At 42.5% G+C, this 15,584-nt stretch carries 19 protein-coding genes; 9 read left to right on the plus strand and 10 right to left on the minus strand.

Annotation, left to right across the window (positions count from 1 at the left end; all coding sequences use genetic code 11):
- Window positions 1-350 precede the first annotated feature (350 nt).
- The 3 genes from ACOOE0_RS02135 to ACOOE0_RS02145 are packed head-to-tail and all read right to left on the minus strand — an operon-like array spanning window position 351 to window position 2,449.
- The gene (locus ACOOE0_RS02135) at window positions 351-1,208 is read right to left on the minus strand and encodes a glucosaminidase domain-containing protein (protein WP_420400831.1); all 858 of its coding nucleotides are present in this window, start codon (window positions 1,206-1,208) and stop codon (window positions 351-353) included.
- Entirely contained in the window at window positions 1,205-2,110 is a 906-nt protein-coding gene (locus ACOOE0_RS02140; RefSeq protein ID WP_420400832.1) for a 1-aminocyclopropane-1-carboxylate deaminase/D-cysteine desulfhydrase, read from the minus strand. The genes ACOOE0_RS02135 and ACOOE0_RS02140 overlap by 4 nt, the downstream gene beginning before the upstream one ends.
- Window positions 2,111-2,119: 9 nt before the next feature.
- Window positions 2,120-2,449 (minus strand): hypothetical protein, encoded by a 330-nt coding sequence (locus ACOOE0_RS02145; protein ID WP_420400833.1) that lies wholly within the window; start codon window positions 2,447-2,449, stop codon window positions 2,120-2,122.
- 167 nt (window positions 2,450-2,616) lie between these two features.
- On the opposite strand from ACOOE0_RS02145, the gene ACOOE0_RS02150 reads away from it, so the two are divergent.
- Together ACOOE0_RS02150 and ACOOE0_RS02155 are read left to right on the plus strand one after the other, a co-directional pair.
- Window positions 2,617-2,778 carry a DUF5522 domain-containing protein gene (locus ACOOE0_RS02150; protein ID WP_420400834.1) on the plus strand — a complete coding sequence of 54 codons (162 nt, stop codon included), beginning with the start codon at window positions 2,617-2,619 and terminating at the stop codon, window positions 2,776-2,778.
- Window positions 2,779-2,847: 69 nt separating this feature from the next.
- Entirely contained in the window at window positions 2,848-3,435 is a 588-nt protein-coding gene (locus ACOOE0_RS02155; RefSeq protein WP_420400835.1) for a DUF4136 domain-containing protein, read from the plus strand.
- Window positions 3,436-3,523: 88 nt separating this feature from the next.
- On the opposite strand, the gene ACOOE0_RS02160 is transcribed toward ACOOE0_RS02155, so the two are convergent.
- Window positions 3,524-3,991 carry an Lrp/AsnC family transcriptional regulator gene (locus tag ACOOE0_RS02160; RefSeq protein ID WP_420400836.1) on the minus strand — a complete coding sequence of 156 codons (468 nt, stop codon included), beginning with the start codon at window positions 3,989-3,991 and terminating at the stop codon, window positions 3,524-3,526.
- A 157-nt stretch (window positions 3,992-4,148) separates the two neighbouring features.
- Here ACOOE0_RS02160 and ACOOE0_RS02165 point away from each other — a divergent pair, with 157 nt between their 5' ends.
- Entirely contained in the window at window positions 4,149-5,915 is a 1,767-nt protein-coding gene (locus tag ACOOE0_RS02165) for an aromatic amino acid hydroxylase (protein WP_420400837.1), read from the plus strand.
- On the opposite strand, the gene ACOOE0_RS02170 is transcribed toward ACOOE0_RS02165, so the two are convergent.
- Genes ACOOE0_RS02170 through alaS form a run of 4 tightly spaced genes read right to left on the minus strand, consistent with a single transcriptional unit; the run spans window position 5,883 to window position 10,772 of the window.
- Window positions 5,883-6,509 (minus strand): DUF4230 domain-containing protein, encoded by a 627-nt coding sequence (locus ACOOE0_RS02170; protein ID WP_420400838.1) that lies wholly within the window; start codon window positions 6,507-6,509, stop codon window positions 5,883-5,885. The genes ACOOE0_RS02165 and ACOOE0_RS02170 overlap by 33 nt on opposite strands.
- On the minus strand, window positions 6,506-7,489 hold the full coding sequence (locus ACOOE0_RS02175; protein WP_420400839.1) for a GSCFA domain-containing protein: 984 nt from the start codon (window positions 7,487-7,489) through the stop codon (window positions 6,506-6,508). The genes ACOOE0_RS02170 and ACOOE0_RS02175 overlap by 4 nt, the downstream gene beginning before the upstream one ends.
- 1 nt (window position 7,490) lies before the next feature.
- Window positions 7,491-8,144 carry a hypothetical protein gene (locus tag ACOOE0_RS02180; RefSeq protein ID WP_420400840.1) on the minus strand — a complete coding sequence of 218 codons (654 nt, stop codon included), beginning with the start codon at window positions 8,142-8,144 and terminating at the stop codon, window positions 7,491-7,493.
- Between the two features lie 3 nt (window positions 8,145-8,147).
- Entirely contained in the window at window positions 8,148-10,772 is a 2,625-nt protein-coding gene (gene alaS / locus ACOOE0_RS02185; protein ID WP_420400841.1) for an alanine--tRNA ligase, read from the minus strand.
- Between the two features lie 105 nt (window positions 10,773-10,877).
- On the opposite strand from alaS, the gene ACOOE0_RS02190 reads away from it, so the two are divergent.
- The 6 genes from ACOOE0_RS02190 to ACOOE0_RS02215 all read left to right on the plus strand — a co-directional run bounded on the left by ACOOE0_RS02190 (window position 10,878) and on the right by ACOOE0_RS02215 (window position 14,539).
- Window positions 10,878-11,855 carry a M23 family metallopeptidase gene (locus ACOOE0_RS02190; RefSeq protein WP_420400842.1) on the plus strand — a complete coding sequence of 326 codons (978 nt, stop codon included), beginning with the start codon at window positions 10,878-10,880 and terminating at the stop codon, window positions 11,853-11,855.
- A complete protein-coding gene (locus ACOOE0_RS02195) occupies window positions 11,855-12,184 on the plus strand; it encodes a MerR family transcriptional regulator (RefSeq protein ID WP_138838093.1) in 330 nt (109 codons plus the stop codon). The genes ACOOE0_RS02190 and ACOOE0_RS02195 overlap by 1 nt, the downstream gene beginning before the upstream one ends.
- A gap of 25 nt (window positions 12,185-12,209) precedes the next feature.
- Window positions 12,210-12,809, plus strand: a complete 600-nt coding sequence (locus tag ACOOE0_RS02200; RefSeq protein WP_420400843.1) for a LemA family protein — start codon at window positions 12,210-12,212, stop codon at window positions 12,807-12,809.
- A 2-nt stretch (window positions 12,810-12,811) separates the two neighbouring features.
- Complete coding sequence (locus tag ACOOE0_RS02205; protein WP_420400844.1) at window positions 12,812-13,249, plus strand: TPM domain-containing protein; 438 nt, start codon at window positions 12,812-12,814, stop codon at window positions 13,247-13,249.
- A complete protein-coding gene (locus tag ACOOE0_RS02210) occupies window positions 13,230-14,015 on the plus strand; it encodes a TPM domain-containing protein (protein ID WP_420400845.1) in 786 nt (261 codons plus the stop codon). Before ACOOE0_RS02205 ends, ACOOE0_RS02210 begins: the two co-directional genes overlap by 20 nt.
- Window positions 14,016-14,101: 86 nt before the next feature.
- Window positions 14,102-14,539 carry a hypothetical protein gene (locus ACOOE0_RS02215; RefSeq protein WP_420400846.1) on the plus strand — a complete coding sequence of 146 codons (438 nt, stop codon included), beginning with the start codon at window positions 14,102-14,104 and terminating at the stop codon, window positions 14,537-14,539.
- Between the two features lie 14 nt (window positions 14,540-14,553).
- On the opposite strand, the gene ACOOE0_RS02220 is transcribed toward ACOOE0_RS02215, so the two are convergent.
- Both ACOOE0_RS02220 and ACOOE0_RS02225 read right to left on the minus strand, forming a co-directional pair.
- Window positions 14,554-15,024, minus strand: coding sequence for a nuclear transport factor 2 family protein (locus ACOOE0_RS02220; protein WP_420400847.1), 471 nt, complete (start codon window positions 15,022-15,024; stop codon window positions 14,554-14,556).
- Window positions 15,025-15,051: 27 nt separating this feature from the next.
- On the minus strand, window positions 15,052-15,459 hold the full coding sequence (locus ACOOE0_RS02225) for a nuclear transport factor 2 family protein (protein ID WP_420400848.1): 408 nt from the start codon (window positions 15,457-15,459) through the stop codon (window positions 15,052-15,054).
- Between the last annotated feature and the right edge of the window lie 125 nt (window positions 15,460-15,584).

A 15,584-nucleotide genomic window follows, 5' to 3' on the forward strand; every position in this document is an offset into this window, starting at 1 on the left:
GCGGGAATCTATAACTCAATCCATCTTGGATTCCGCAACAAGTGCGGAATGACAAATCGAACGCAAAACTAGCGATTGTTTTAGTGAACTTTAAATATTCCTTATTATTAATACTATACCCAATAAAAGAACGCCAAAAACTATACCCCATGAATTCACATAATCCGCTTTTGTAAAGGTGTTTTTGTCAGAAGGATAATCCTTCTTTAAGTTCCAAATAAAATAAAGAACTCCAAGAATAATTAACAGGATTCCAAAATACAGGTTATCAAATCTTTCCAAATTAATACATAATTATTCCTCAACTGTACTTCGGACTTGCCCCATCACAGGTTGCTCGATGTGACATTTTACTTCGTTTTTTCTTTTCTGATGTTGAGCACCTGTCCAATGGAAATGGTGTTGCTACTTAGATTGTTGAGTCGTTTCAACTCGTCCACCGAAATGGTATATTTTCTGGAGATGCCATACAGCGTATCCCCTTTTTCCACCACATGGGTGAACACATCATATTTTTTTGGAGCCCGCACGGTGTCCAAACCACCTCGGACCACTTCATCATCATATTGGTCCAGATCATAGCGCTCTATCAAGGCTATCAGCTTTTGAGGGTATTTGCGATCCGTCGCATAACCTGCCTGCCTCAGTCCGTAAGCCCATTTTTTATAGTCATCTCGTCTGTAATTAAAGAGAAAAGCATATCTCGAACGTGACGAAAGGAAAATGCTATGATCCCTAAAAGAATACATGGGATGATTGTACTTTCGAAAACACTCTCCCTTGGCGTCATCATCATGAAAATCGAATTCACCGTCCCAACCCGTATGGCATTTGATGCCGAAATGGTTGTTGGTCTTTCTGGTCAACTCCCCTTTGCCCGAACCACTTTCCAAAATCCCTTGCGCCAAGGTAATGCTGGCAGGAATGCCAAAAGCCCGCATTTCGTACTGGGCTATTTCCGCAAAAGTCTCAATATATTCCCGAGTATCAGCAATCGGGAATTTTACAAATCGGCCTGGGTTGGCAGGCATTGGATACAGTTCGGACTCTTTGGGTCCATCCGCAGGTAATCCCCTATTTGGATTCCGATGGGTGCTGGTCCTGGTCTCCACAACAGGTTTAGACTGACGTGTAACCGTTCGCTTTTTGGACTTACAACCCGTTAGTAACACAGCGAGTACCACAACATATCCAATTCTCCTGATCATAAATCCAATAACGGTAAATTCTTTTGTTTCAGTACTTGGTTCATGCCTTTAATTCCTTGCAATCCTCCTGTGTGGATAGCCAAAATTTGGGTGCCAGGCTTAAAAAAACCCTTTTTAATCAGGTCAAAAATACCAAAAACCATCTTTCCAGTATAAATAGGATCTAAGGGAATACCAGTTTTCTTTTTAAAATTGTTGATAAACCCCACCTGTTCAGTTGTGATCTTTGCATATCCGCCAAAGTGGTAATCCTGGATCAAGTCCCAATTTTCACTTTCACTTACTTTCCGGATCTCCTTCATTAAAAAGTCGCCCTTAAGGGCAGGAAAGCCCAATACCCGTTGGTGCGGTTGAGCCGAATTAATAATTCCTGCTATTGTTCCACCCGTACCCACGGCACTACAAATAAAATCGAACCTGTTATCCTCCACAGTCAAAATTTCTTCACAACCTTTGATGGCCAAATCGTTGGTTCCGCCTTCGGGTAGTATATAAAATTCGCCAAAAGTCATCTTCAGTTTTTCCAGGAACGAATCTGTTCCTTTAGTCCGATATTCGCTTCGCGAAACAAAATGAAAACGCATTCCATGTTCGGAAGCCAGTTTTAATGTTGGATTAGCTTGCCACCCCTCCTTGAGTTCCTCCCCACGAATGACACCTATGGTTTTCAGTCCAGCTTCCTTTCCAGCATAAGCCGTAGCCGCTATATGATTGGAAAATGCCCCGCCAAAGGTGAGCAAGGTGTCCTGCCCCTGCTGTTTCGCCTCAATAAGATTGTATTTGAGTTTTCGGTATTTGTTGCCTGAAATGTGGGGATGAATCAAATCCTCCCTTTTGATATAAAGGTCGATGCCACTTTCCTTAAAAAAAGGGAAATCAATTTTCTGATTGGGAATTAACAAGCCTTGGTGTTATCGCATCAAATAGTTTACAAAACTATACGGTTTTCTCTGGAAAATATACTCCATATCATCCTCATTGGCGTAGGCCTCACGTTCAAAACTGATATTTTGGTAGGCCCTATAACTATCCAGATATAATACGGTACGCAATAACCACTCGGAAATATATAGAATATAAAAAGGTATGATGAGAAGCTCCCGTTGTTGTTTCAAATGTATACGCTCGTGGTTGATCAATACATCATCTTTCCTGAGGGCGCCTTCCTTTAAAATGATAAAGGGCCACAAAGACAAGCCAACATAGTTGCGATAAAAGAAATGTTTAAAGACTAAAATCAAACCGAATTATCATAGGTTTCCTACAAATATAACTTTTGAAGCCACTCAAGGAAGGATTGCTTCGATAATAAGATTAACAATTTCGGTGAATAACCCAATTTAGCCTATATATAGCCTTTCATCGGAATAGTTTAATTTTATAGGTAATTGGACAGGATTCATTATAAATGAAGGAGCTCATTCCTCTTGAAGAGGGCGATTATTACTTATCCGAGGAAGGATATAAGGTCTTTACCAAACAATACCACCTTAAAAGGGGATATTGCTGTGAAAGTGGATGCCGACACTGCCCCTATGGCTATGATAAAAAGACAAATAGCCAGCGTTAATAGTATGTTCGGCATAATATTTGTGACTTATTTATAGTCTTTTCTGTTGAACTCAAAAGTAAAATTGATATGAAAAATGTAAAACTTCTCACCTTGGTCGCCTTAGCGGCTACATTTATGGTTTCCTGCTCTTCTGTACGCGTGGTTTCCGATTATGATACCCAAACGAATTTTGGCGAATATCAAACCTATGCCTTCTACAAAACCGGCATTGATAAGGCCCAAATATCAGATTTGGACAAAAAACGAATTCTAAAGGCTATTGAGACGGAAATGACTTCCCGTGGCTTTGCCAAATCCCAAAAACCCGACGTGCTGATCAGCATTTTCACCAAGGAACGTGAACGTGTGGATGTGTACAACAACAACTTTGGATGGGGTGGCGCTTGGGGCGGCTTCTACAATCCTTGGGTCTGGGGTCCTGGTTGGGGCTGGGGCTGGGGAGGAGGTTTCGGCAACAATGTAAGCACCCGTACCGAAGGCTCCCTGTACATTGACGTTATTGATGCCAACAAAAAAGAACTGGTTTGGCAGGGACGTGGTGTGGGCACGCTGAACAATACCAAGAACATTGAAAAGAAAGAGGAGCGAATCCGCGAGTTCGTTTCACATATTTTAAAAGAATATCCTCCGATGCCAGCGGTGGCATCCAACTAAAAAAAGATAAGTAGAACGAAGAATCTGTAGTAACTGGTTTGGAGTTTATTGCGGTTGATAAGTGAATTGGATTCTTCGTTCTCTTTTTTTACAATAATGGAAAACTCGTTTCGTTTTTAACTTCCTTTAATACAAAGGCACTTTTTACAGCGCCAATATTGGGCAAAGAGGCAATCTTGGTCTTGGCAAAATCGTAATAGGCATCCAGGTCTTTGACAATGACCTTGAGTAAAAAGTCAAATTCCCCGCCCACCACAAAACATTCGGTTACTTCTGCAAACTGTTTCACCTGGTTTAAAAAATCGTCCATTAAATGGCCTTTTTGGGCCTCTAAAGACACAAAACTAAATACAGTGATACTTTGTTCAATCTTCTCCTTGTCAAGAATGGCAGCGTAGTTTTTGATGTAGCCCTCCTGCTCCAATCTTCGTATACGCTCATAGACCGGTGTCTTGGTCAATCCCAGCTGCTCCGCAATGGTTTTGGCAATGGTTTTGGCATCCTTTTCCAATATTTTTAGAATCTCACGATCAATGGAGTCCAAGCGTTCCTGCATATTTTCCTTTCTAGGTGTTCATTTTATCATAAAATTAGACATAATTACTAAATTTTATAAATAAAAAGGACTTTATTCCTAATATTTGTTCAATTACCAGTGTTGTAACTATAAATTGTAACTTTATGTAGTATATATACCTTATTTATAGCATTCAATGGAACAAGGCGCCTACGAAAGCAATCCTATTTTGGATAAGCTTCCAGAACATTTAAAGCAGTTCATCAAACCGCAGAACTACGAGGAGTACACCCCCATAGATCAGGCCGTTTGGCGCTATGTGATGCGAAAAAATGTGGATTATTTGAGCAAAGTAGCCCACAAATCGTACGTGGAAGGATTGGAAAAGACTGGGATTTCCATCGACAATATTCCCAATATGTATGGAATGAACCGCATTCTGAAGGAAATCGGATGGGCTGCCGTAGCAGTGGATGGATTTATCCCTCCAGCCGCTTTCATGGAGTTCCAAGCCTATAATGTATTGGTCATCGCTTCGGATATTCGACAATTGGAAAACATCGAATATACCCCTGCTCCCGACATTATCCATGAAGGTGCTGGCCATGCCCCCATAATTGCCAATCCGGAATATGCAGAATATTTGCGAAGGTTTGGGGAAATTGGTTGCAAGGCCATCTCCAGCGCCAAGGATTATGAGTTGTACGAAGCAGTACGGCATCTTTCCATTATAAAGGAAGCAGCAGGTACTCCACAATCAGAAATAGAAAAAGCGGAAAAACATATTGAACATCAGCAGGAAAATATGGGCGAGCCCAGTGAAATGGCCCTCATCAGAAACTTGCATTGGTGGACCGTGGAGTATGGCCTGATCGGTACCATTGAAAATCCAAAAATTTACGGAGCGGGACTGCTTTCTTCCATCGGCGAGAGCAAATGGTGCATGCAAAGTGATGTACAAAAACTACCGTATACCCTTGAAGCTGCGCAAACCGCTTTTGATATCACCAAACCCCAACCTCAACTGTTCGTTACCCCACACTTTGCGCATTTGAGTCAAGTGCTGGAAGATTTTGCCAACAGCATGGCATTGCGAACGGGTGGCCTGGAAGGGGTTAGAAAACTCATTTCCTCCAAAGCCCTAGGAACTTTGGAATTGAGTACGGGACTTCAAATTTCAGGCACTTTTAGTGAGGTTATGGAGCATAACGGAAAGCCCATTTACATCAAAACCAGCGGCCCAACAGCCTTGGCATACAGGGATAAGGAACTTGTAGGCCATAGCACTTTGGACCATGCAGATGGATTTGGCTCTCCCATTGGAAAGTTGAAGGGAATTAATCTGGCCATAGAAGATATGAGCCCGCGCGACCTGAAAGCCTACAAAATCTTTGAAGAGGAACAGGTTACCCTTGAGTTTGAAGGGGGCGTAAAAGTGGATGGCACCATTGTAACCGGTACGCGAAACCTGCAAGGAAAAATTATTCTGATCACTTTTAAGGATTGCAAAGTTAGCTATCAGAACGAAGTGCTGTTCTTGCCCGAATGGGGGCTATATCATATGGCCGTTGGACAGCATGTGGTATCAGCCTATAATGGCCCAGCCGATTTGCTCAGTTTTGACCTTATCACACATAAGATTACTGAAACCACCATCAAAAAAACAAGGGACAATCAGCGTTTAAAACTTGAAGCACATTACAAGCGGGTTCGCGATTATCGAGATGGTATCAATACCTTCATTTCCCGAGGTAAGCTTTTTGAGGAAGTCAAAGAGGAATTCCCTGAAGATTGGTTGCTACCGGTTGAACTCTACGAACTGGCCAGGAAAGGGGAGCGAGACGAGTTGGCCATCACCATTAAATCCCATTTGGAAGATGTAAAAAAGTTGCGTCCAGAAGTAGGACATTTGATTGACGACGGATTACAACTAATCGACCAAAGTTTTACCAAGGTCAAGTAATTCATTGGTCGAAGCAATGGGTTTGTCTTGATAGGTGAGTCTCCAACCCATCGAATTTGACAGCACGTAAATCCGCGAAAGCTCGCTCAATAATCTGTTCTCAGCATTTGATTTTAGGGATGAAGCCTCAATTTTTTTTCGGAGGGACTCGTTTACATTTTCCTTAATGGCATTATAGTCCTCTGCCCTAAAAGGATTAAAATAATCTGCCGTTACATCATAATATTCAAAATCTGGATTGATTGTGATTTCTGGTTCTGGTATCGACAAAATCCGAATGGTTTTCTCTGCCTCTATCACTTCAATTTCCAATTGGGAAAGGTCATACGAAATGATGGCTTGGGCATTGGTCACGACCAGTGCTTTTTTGTCCGCGGTGACCAAGCTTCCAAACAACTCTTTGGAATCTGCATAATTATATACTTCCGAAAAATGCCCCTCGGTCACAATCAACTTGGAAACATTTTTCAACTCCTGTTGAATAAGTAGGGAACTCTCCGATAAAACGGCTTTATCCTGGGTGTAGTCCGTACAAAATTTGTAAATCAAAATGGAAGTAAGGGCGATCAAAGCCCCCATGAGTATTTTTTTCATCGTTCAAAATGCATAAAGGGATACCTCTCCTTAAGATACGTGATTTTCGCCTCTAACGACGTTCTGAACTTTTGATGCGCTTCTGATTCGGGGTTAAAGGGACGGTGTTCCAACCCTTTTTGAATTCCTTCCACTTCTTCCATTTCTGGGTAGATTTCTTCGGATATCCAAACCGATTTGAACCGTTCCCAGATATAATCAACCGCCAATTCGTTGGGATGGATCAAGTCTTTGCCATAAAACCGATAATCCCGTAGCTCATCCATCATGATTTCATAGCTTGGAAAGTAATGACCTCTTAACTTCCCCTTCGACTGGCTCAGGGTGACATCTCGAGATGAGAAAAGACCGTGCACTGCCGCAATTAGGTGCGCCTTGCTCCGTTGATTTTCCACAAAGCCGTCTTTGAGATGGCGGATAGGCGATACCGTGAAAACAACGGTAGCCTTTTTGTTTACTTCAGAAATGCATTCCAAGGTACGTTCTAGGCTGGATTCAATTTCTTCAATCGTCAACAATTCCTTGCCGAACTCCTTTTGGGGTACCTTATGGCAATTGACCACTATTTTTTGGGTTGAATGGTTTCGATACACCCAAGCTGTCCCCAAGGTGATTATTATATGCGAAGCTGAACGAAGCCATTTTTGTGTCTCCTGTAAAGTCGAATTCAAATTTTCAAGGAATGAATCCTTAGAATTTGCTGCTAAATCAGAATGCGCGTCAAAACACAGCCATCTTCCATTCTGTTCAAATACCTCCTCTGCTTGATAGGCTTTTTCCTTTACAGCGCGGCCGACCAAATTCTCGATAGCCAGTGGGTGAAACAGAATCCCAAAGGGATTTAGTTTGGTTTGGAACTGGTAATATTCCAGCTTCGCCCCCATGTTTTCTACAAAACAAGAACCCAGCAATAAGACTTTGCTTGTGTAATCAATGGGGCCGCCAATCGGCTCAAGCGGAATTTGGGTCTGTAGTTTCATGCTACTCGCAATTTCCAATGTTCTCGATCATATCCCGATACTGATTTTCCAATTGCTCCTCCAATTGACCCATAAAGTTCAACACTCGAATCAAATCATCAATGGACTTGTTTCCCAAAGCTTCCGTAGCTTTCTTGAGCTCACTTTTAACCAAGTTCTGGGTATGATATATTCCCTGAAGTTCATAAAGGCAATCATATCCGAATTCATGAAAGATTCCTGTGGATTTTGAGATTTCCCATGCAATGTTGCTCAAATCCGTGATTTCCAAAAATATGGTCGTATCCCCTTCGTATTTGTACTTTCCGTTTCCTGCGGAGACCGAGTCCACGGTTTCTATCAAATCAGGGTATGAATCCACAAAAGCATTCCATCTTTGAGGCGTCAAGAGCAGTTCATCTTCATCGTTTTTTAGGCTGTCCAATTCTTGGAAAAACTTGGGGATTTTTTGGTTTTCGGTGTGATTTTCTGCCAACTGTTCCAAGTTAGCTTCCAATTCAACCTTAATTTTGGTCAGTGCAATCTCCTTGTTCTTCTGGACGACCCTTGAAGCATTCCAATCGTTGAACCAAATGGCCAAGTTAATACCAACAAACAACAAAAGGATTTCTCCAAAAATGTATTTCCAGTTGATATGCTTTAGGTTAAAGGGCACTTTTTATGTGGTTGCTTTTATTATTTCAAAGGCGTTGTCCAATGCTGCGGGTATCCCGGACGGGTTTTTCCCTCCGGCCGTGGCAAAGAAAGGTTGTCCCCCTCCCCCACCTTGGATATGTTTCCCCAATTCGCGAACAATGGCTCCAGCGTTCAATCCCTTGTTGGACGCCAATTCTTTGGAAATGTAACAGGATAAAAGTGCTTTTCCATCTTTTTCAGCTCCAAGAAGAAGAAAGAGATCATTGATTTGCCCACCCATTTCAAAGGCCAAATCCTTGATTCCAGCTGCATCCAATTCTACCTGTTTGGCCAGAAATTGGATTCCATTTACCTCCTTCAATTCTGAAATCAGTTCATTTTTAAGGCCTTTGGCCTTGTCCTTCAATAATTGCTCCACTTGCTTTTTTAGGGCATTGTTTTCTTCCTGAAGTGCTGTCACCGCCTTAACTGGATCCTGGGCTTTGTTCAACAAGTCCTTGATCTCGAAAAGCATTCGGTTATTGGAAAAGTAGAATTCCTTTACCGCATCCGAGGTAATGGCCTCTATCCTTCGGATACCTGCTGCCACTGCACCTTCGGAAACAATCTTAAAATGCCAGATATCTGCCGTATTATTTACATGGGTACCTCCGCAAAGTTCAATGGATTGGCCAAAACGCACAGTCCGTACAGTATCGCCGTACTTTTCCCCAAACAGGGCCATAGCGCCTTGGTCCATTGCCTCTTGCAACGGAATGTTCCTATTTTCTTCCAAAGGCAATTGCCCTTCTATTCGTGCATTGACGAAATTCTCCACATCCCGGAGTTCTTTGGTGCTCAATTTGGAAAAATGGGAGAAATCAAAACGCAAATATTTGGAATGCACCGCAGAACCTTTTTGCTCCACATGGGTTCCCAATACCTCTCTCAAAGCTTGGTGCAATAAGTGGGTCGCGGTATGGTTACTGGCCGTACGCCAGCGTTGTTTTTGATCTACGGTTGCTTTAAAGGTACCAGAGATGTTCTTAGGTAGATTTTCTGTAAAATGGACAATCTCATTGTTTTCCCTTTTGGTATCGATGATATAGATGACATCGCCATTGGATGTTTCCAAGTAGCCCTTATCCCCAACCTGTCCTCCGCCCTCGGCATAAAATGGGGTTAGATTGAAGACCAATTGATACTGATCTCCACCTTTCTTGCTGGTTACCTTTCGATACTTGACCACCTTCACCTCGGCCTCCAGAGAATCATAACCAATAAATTCTTGCTCCGAGTCCTCCAAAAGTACCGTCCAATCTTCTTTGGATACTTCAGAGGCTGCCCGAGATCGGTCTTTTTGGGCTTTTAGGGCTTTTTCAAAACCTTCAGTATCCAATTGATATCCCTTTTCTTCCAAAATCAAGGAAGTCAAGTCAATAGGAAACCCAAAAGTGTCATATAATTCAAAGGCTTTTTGCCCATCAATAGTTTTATCCTTTGAAGATTTAATCACGGAATCCAACAGGACCAGACCTTGTTCCAAAGTGCTCAGAAAGGAGCTTTCCTCTTCCTTGACCACATTTTCAATAAGCTGATATTGCTCCCGAAGTTCTGGAAAAGCTTTCCCCATGGTCTCCCCCAACACCTTTACCAAGCGATAGATAAAAGGTTTGTTGGTTCCTAAAAAAGTGAATCCATAACGGATAGCCCGTCTTAAAATCCTTCGGATAACGTACCCCGCCCCATTGTTGCTCGGAAGTTGTCCGTCAGCAATGGAAAAGGCCACAGCCCTTATGTGGTCTGCCACCACCCTGATGGCAATATCGGTTTCCTCGTTTTTTCCGTATTTCTTGCCCGTTATGGTCTCTATTTCCCGAATCAAAGGGGTAAATACATCCGTATCGTAGTTGGATTGAACCCCCTGCAACACCATGCAGAGTCGCTCAAAGCCCATTCCCGTGTCCACATGTTTTTCCGGAAGGTTTTCCAATTGTCCGTTGGCCTTACGGTTGTATTGCATAAACACCAGGTTCCATATTTCCACTACCTGTGGATGGTCTTGGTTAACCAAGGAGGCACCTGGTACCTTGGCTTTCTCCTCTTTAGATCGTATATCCACATGGATTTCGGAACAAGGCCCGCAGGGACCTTGGTCTCCCATTTCCCAAAAGTTGTCTTTTTTGTTCCCCATTATGATTCGGTCCTCAGGAACAATGGCCTTCCAAAGCTCAAAGGCCTCCTTGTCCATCTCCAAATTATCAGCATCATCACTCCCCTCGAAAACAGAGACATAAAGGCTATCCTTGTCAATTTTATAAACTGAGGTAAGCAATTCCCAAGCCCACTGAATGGCTTCTTTTTTAAAGTAATCCCCAAAACTCCAGTTCCCCAACATCTCAAACATGGTGTGGTGGTAGGTATCTTTCCCCACCTCTTCCAAATCATTGTGTTTACCACTGACCCTAAGGCATTTTTGGGTATCAGTTACCCGCTTGGATTTGGGCACGGAGTTTCCCAAGAAAAACTCTTTGAACTGGTTCATTCCCGCATTGGTGAACATCAAAGTGGGATCATCCTTCATGACCATGGGAGCCGAAGGAACAATCTTGTGTTTTTTGTCCTTGAAAAAGTTTAAAAAGTGGTTTCTGACTTCTTGGGATGTCATCGGAAATGCTAGGGTTTTATTAAATTTAACACTTTAAGCAAAACAATTTTTATATTTGTTTGTTCTCCTTAAAAAGAATGCGCAAAAATAGGATAAAATCCCTACATGTCTAAAGTTAAGTACTATTACGATCCGGATACACTTTCATACCGAAAGATTGAACCCAAAAAATCTAAAAAGTACCGAAATTTTCTCTTTTTCCTGTTGGGTTCTGCTTTATTTGGGATTCTCGGACTTATTGTCCTTCTTAACACCAGTTGGTTAAATACCCCCAAGGAACTTTCCCTAGATCGGGAGGTGCGCAATTATGAGCTTCAATTTGAGATTTTGACCAAAAAGATGGAGCAAATGGAGCAGGTTTTGGCCAATATTGAGGATAGGGATAACAATATTTACCGTTTATATTTTGAGGCCAATCCCATTCCTGAAGAACAACGCAGGGCAGGTTTTGGGGGAATCAATCGATATAAATCCTTGGAAGGTTTCAATAATTCAGAAATCATTATCAATGCTACGCAGCAGTTAGACATTATTCAAAAGCAAATGGTGATTCAATCCAAATCCTTGGATGAAATTGCCAAGCTGGCTGAGGAAAAAGAAAAACTGTTGGCTGCGATTCCTGCCATTCAGCCCGTGCGTAATGAGGATTTAACTCGAATGGCCTCTGGATTTGGATGGCGTTCCGACCCCTTTACCAAAGCAAGAAAAATGCACTGGGGCATGGATTTTACCGCTCCAAGGGGGGTTCCTATCTACGCCACAGGAGACGGGGTAGTCAAACGAGCGGATAATAGATCTTCGGGATACGGAAAGCATATACGTATAGATCATGGTTACGGCTATATGTCGCTTTACGCCCATTTGAGTAAATACAATGTAACCAAAGGGCAAAAAGTCAAGCGAGGAGACCTCATTGGCTTTGTGGGCAATACGGGTCGCTCAGAGGCGCCACACTTACATTACGAAGTCTTTAAGGACGAGGAACGGATCAATCCGATCAACTTCTACTATGGAAGTTTGACGGCGGAAGAGTTTGAAAACATGCTCAAGTTCGCCAATCAAGAGAATCAATCCTTGGATTAATGCACATAGATCTTCCCGAAAAACGATATTATGGCATTGGCGAAGTGGCCAAAGCTTTTGGGGTAAATACCTCCCTGATTCGTTTTTGGGAAAAGGAATTTGATGTGCTCCAGCCCAAAAAGAACGCCAAGGGCAACCGTAAGTTTACTCCCCAAGACATCAAAAATCTCCAGCTGATCTATCATTTGGTCAAGGAAAGGGGCTTCACCCTAGAGGGTGCCAAAATCCATCTGAAAGAGGAAAAACAAAAAACCCTCTCCAATTTTGAGGTCATTCAGAAACTACAAAAAGTGAAGGCCGAACTGCTCAAGATCAAGGAACAACTATAACTATATAAACACTAAAACCAAGAAGATGAAAAAAGGCATTCTTGCAGTCATTGTATTAATCGTGCTCGCCGTTGTTTTTGGCAGTTGGTACGTTAGAACCAACAATACGCTTGTGGACATGAAAGGCCAAGCCACCAAACAATGGGCCAATGTGGAAAGCTCCTACCAGCGAAGAAGTGATTTAATTGGCAATTTGGTAAAAACGGTACAAGGTGCAGGTGACTTCGAACAGCTTGTACTAAAAGAAGTCACAGAAGCAAGAGCAAAAGCTACCTCAAATAACATCGACCCCACCAATATAACACAAGCTCAGTTAAATCAATTCCAACAAGCTCAAACAGGTTTGACATCCGCACTTTCAAGATTGTTGGCCACTATAGAACGATATCCAGATCTAAAGGCGAGTCAGAACTTTTTGGAACTTCAGTCCCAATTGGAAGGCACCGAGAATAGAATCAATGTAGAGCGGAATCGTTTTAACGATATTGCTGGAGAGTACAACATCAAAATTCAAAAGATACCCACCAACATTATTGCAAGTATCGCCAATTTTGACCCATTGGCCTTGTTCAGTTCCAATCCTGGAGCCGAGAATGCGCCTGATGTTAATTTCGATTTCAATTAAACATGTCCAAAGTAGAGGATTTCCTTAGCTATGAGGAAGAACAAGATATAGTGACAGCTATTCTTGAAGCAGAGAAAAACACCTCCGGTGAAATTCGGGTACATATAGAGTCCACGGCCAAAATGGATCACTTTAGCCGCGCCCAGCAGGTGTTCCATTTCCTAAAAATGGACAACACCAAAGAAAGTAATGGTGTGCTACTGTACGTTGCGGTGGAGGACAAGAAATTTGTAATCTACGGTGATACGGGAATTTACAGGGCGGTACCCAAAGGTTTTTGGGAATCCACCAAGGAGGTTATTTCCAATCATTTTAAAACTGGCGATTTTAAACAAGGTATTGTTGAAGGCGTGCAGCGCGCCGGGAAGGAATTGCAGGTTCATTTCCCTTGGGACCAGACAGACACCAACGAATTGAGCGATGCCATATCCAAAGGTTAACCTGCTCCTTGCTTTCTTTTTCACCTCCATCTCCTGGGGGCAGTTTACCATACCAGAAAAACCCAAAAAACAAACCAGTGTCTACGACTATGTAAACCTATTGCCTGCTCATCAAAACAGGGCTTTGGAGCAAAAACTTCTTCGATATTCGGATAGTACCTCTACCCAGATTGTGGTTGCCATTATTGGCACCACCAAAGGGGAGGACATTACCTACCTTGGGGCTCAATGGGGGCATAAATGGGGGATAGGCCAAGCAGATAAGGACAATGGTGTATTGATACTTTTAGCTAGGGATGACCGAAAAATTGCTATTAATACGGGTTATGGCGTGGAAGGTGCCCTCACGGATTTTATGTCCAAGCGCATTATCGAATCCGTTATCATTCCCGAATTTAAAAAAGGGGATTATTACGGGGGTCTCGACAAAGGAACCCATGCCATTTTTCAGGTTTTGAATGGGGAATTCACTGAAGATCGGAGTTTTGGAAACGATTCTGGATTTCCTTTTGAAAGATTACTTCCCTTAATCATATTTCTTATTGTTTTGATCATCCTGATCAGAAAGGGCAAAAACAACCGCGGCGGTCGTGGCGGAGGCCGAAGACGAGGCCCAGATATTTGGGACATGATCATCTTGAGCAATATGGGCAGAAGCTCCGGTTCCTCTGGGGGATTTGGAGGTGGGGGTTTCGGCTCCGGTGGCTTTGGCGGAGGCTTCGGAGGTGGCGGATTTGGAGGCGGTGGCGCTTCTGGAGGATGGTAACTATTTCCCAATAGTCTGGTAATTAGTCCCCAAACCCTTGTGAAAAGCAACTTTTTTGGTTAAATTTTATCAAAAAAAAATTCGCCATGATACGTAGACTGTTTCTCCTGACTTTACCCGCCCTCCTTTTTTTGTCCTGTTTGAATTCTGACGATGAGAACTGTTCCGACTTATGCCCACGGTTGGGCGTATTGGCTTTTGATGTTCTTCTGGACGGTAACAATGTGTTTGATAACGGCACCTATAGCATCAACGATGTGACCGTGGATGATGAAAACACCCAATTTTCATTGGAATCCATCTCAAGTCCCATCCTGTTGGTTCAAGATCCTGATTGGAGTGAGGGTTCCTTTAATTATTTCATTAGGTTAAGTGATGAACACTCGTTTACCGTAAATGCTACCTTCGAGTTTTCGCAAGCGACCGAATGTTGCAGTCCTATTCCCGTCCTAACAGCAATTAGGATAAATGATATCAACCAAGAGGTTCCCCTGACAGATGGAGTAGCCACGGTTAATCTGTAGAAAGGTTTAGATGACTAATCCATAGGCGAGCTATGCGTGGCTATAGCCTTCACCTTGCCCTCTTTTTTCAGGTAAACATCGGTAAATCGCAACTTTAGAATTGTGGTATCCTGTTTGTCGGCCCCTAAAATCACCATTCTTTCCCATCCCCTGACCACTGCTATATCATTGTAAAGCTTAACCTTTAGGTCGTGGTACTCAATCTCGTCAAATGAATAATCCGCCTGACTAAACTCGTCAATGGTGGCAATTTTATTTGTGGTTTTTCCATCGCTGGAGCCAGAATATTCCCAAGTATCATCCAGTACTTCTATAAGGGGGCCGGCATCCCCTTTTAAATAGGCGTTAGTCCAGGTGTGAAGCAGGTCCAAAGCTTCCTCTTCGGTTATTTTATCTACGGTTTCCAGTTCAGCAACCGGCTCGGCAGTTTGTTTGCAAGCGGCAAATACAAGCATTGCCGCCATGATCAAAGCAGTTCTTATCATTTTAAAAAAAGTTATTGGGATTATGACTTAGTCTACGCGTTTATAGAAAATCTTGTTAACAATTTTCCACTCCCCATCAATTTTGAGCAGGTTCATGAAATCCACAAAAGTGAAATCTGGATATTCCAGTTCCAATCGGGCGTTGGCAGCATGTCCTGAGACCGTGATTTCTGCAATTCGGTTCTTGCGGTTTACCCTATCCCCTGTTTTCATTCCGCTAAAAAACTCCAGTGCATTAACTTCTTTGTAGCCTTCTTCCGTGATGTACTTCATGGTGGCCGTTTCATGAAAGGCCTTTTTTAAGGTATTGAAGTCCCTATTGGAACCACCTTCCATATAGTAGCCCAAGGTTTGTTCTATCAATTCGTAGTCAGATTGGGCATTTACCATTCCCATGATTCCCAGGGAAAATAGGCAAAGAAAAAGATTTCGCATGATGTTCGTTTTTAGGTTGTTGTATGAATTTCAAGATATTGTTTTTGAAAGCCATTTGAAATGGTCAAATCATAAATTTTTCATAAGGTTCCGTCCATTCAAAAGGATCAACCGTAAATCATAAC

The sequence above is a fragment of the Flagellimonas sp. genome, from assembly GCF_965215805.1.
GTDB lineage: Bacteria > Bacteroidota > Bacteroidia > Flavobacteriales > Flavobacteriaceae > Flagellimonas.

Bases quoted from the DNA above. Each gene is read 5' to 3' on its own strand.
- ACOOE0_RS02135 (WP_420400831.1), bottom strand. From the start codon at position 1,208: ATGATCAGGAGAATTGGATATGTTGTGGTACTCGCTGTGTTACTAACG.
- ACOOE0_RS02150 (WP_420400834.1), top strand. From the start codon at position 2,617: ATGAAGGAGCTCATTCCTCTTGAAGAGGGCGATTATTACTTATCCGAG.
- ACOOE0_RS02155 (WP_420400835.1), top strand. From the start codon at position 2,848: ATGAAAAATGTAAAACTTCTCACCTTGGTCGCCTTAGCGGCTACATTT.
- ACOOE0_RS02160 (WP_420400836.1), bottom strand. From the start codon at position 3,991: ATGCAGGAACGCTTGGACTCCATTGATCGTGAGATTCTAAAAATATTG.
- ACOOE0_RS02165 (WP_420400837.1), top strand. From the start codon at position 4,149: ATGGAACAAGGCGCCTACGAAAGCAATCCTATTTTGGATAAGCTTCCA.
- ACOOE0_RS02170 (WP_420400838.1), bottom strand. From the start codon at position 6,509: ATGAAAAAAATACTCATGGGGGCTTTGATCGCCCTTACTTCCATTTTG.
- ACOOE0_RS02175 (WP_420400839.1), bottom strand. From the start codon at position 7,489: ATGAAACTACAGACCCAAATTCCGCTTGAGCCGATTGGCGGCCCCATT.
- alaS (WP_420400841.1), bottom strand. From the start codon at position 10,772: ATGACATCCCAAGAAGTCAGAAACCACTTTTTAAACTTTTTCAAGGAC.
- ACOOE0_RS02190 (WP_420400842.1), top strand. From the start codon at position 10,878: ATGTCTAAAGTTAAGTACTATTACGATCCGGATACACTTTCATACCGA.
- ACOOE0_RS02195 (WP_138838093.1), top strand. From the start codon at position 11,855: ATGCACATAGATCTTCCCGAAAAACGATATTATGGCATTGGCGAAGTG.
- ACOOE0_RS02200 (WP_420400843.1), top strand. From the start codon at position 12,210: ATGAAAAAAGGCATTCTTGCAGTCATTGTATTAATCGTGCTCGCCGTT.
- ACOOE0_RS02205 (WP_420400844.1), top strand. From the start codon at position 12,812: ATGTCCAAAGTAGAGGATTTCCTTAGCTATGAGGAAGAACAAGATATA.
- ACOOE0_RS02210 (WP_420400845.1), top strand. From the start codon at position 13,230: ATGCCATATCCAAAGGTTAACCTGCTCCTTGCTTTCTTTTTCACCTCC.
- ACOOE0_RS02215 (WP_420400846.1), top strand. From the start codon at position 14,102: ATGATACGTAGACTGTTTCTCCTGACTTTACCCGCCCTCCTTTTTTTG.
- ACOOE0_RS02220 (WP_420400847.1), bottom strand. From the start codon at position 15,024: ATGATAAGAACTGCTTTGATCATGGCGGCAATGCTTGTATTTGCCGCT.
- ACOOE0_RS02225 (WP_420400848.1), bottom strand. From the start codon at position 15,459: ATGCGAAATCTTTTTCTTTGCCTATTTTCCCTGGGAATCATGGGAATG.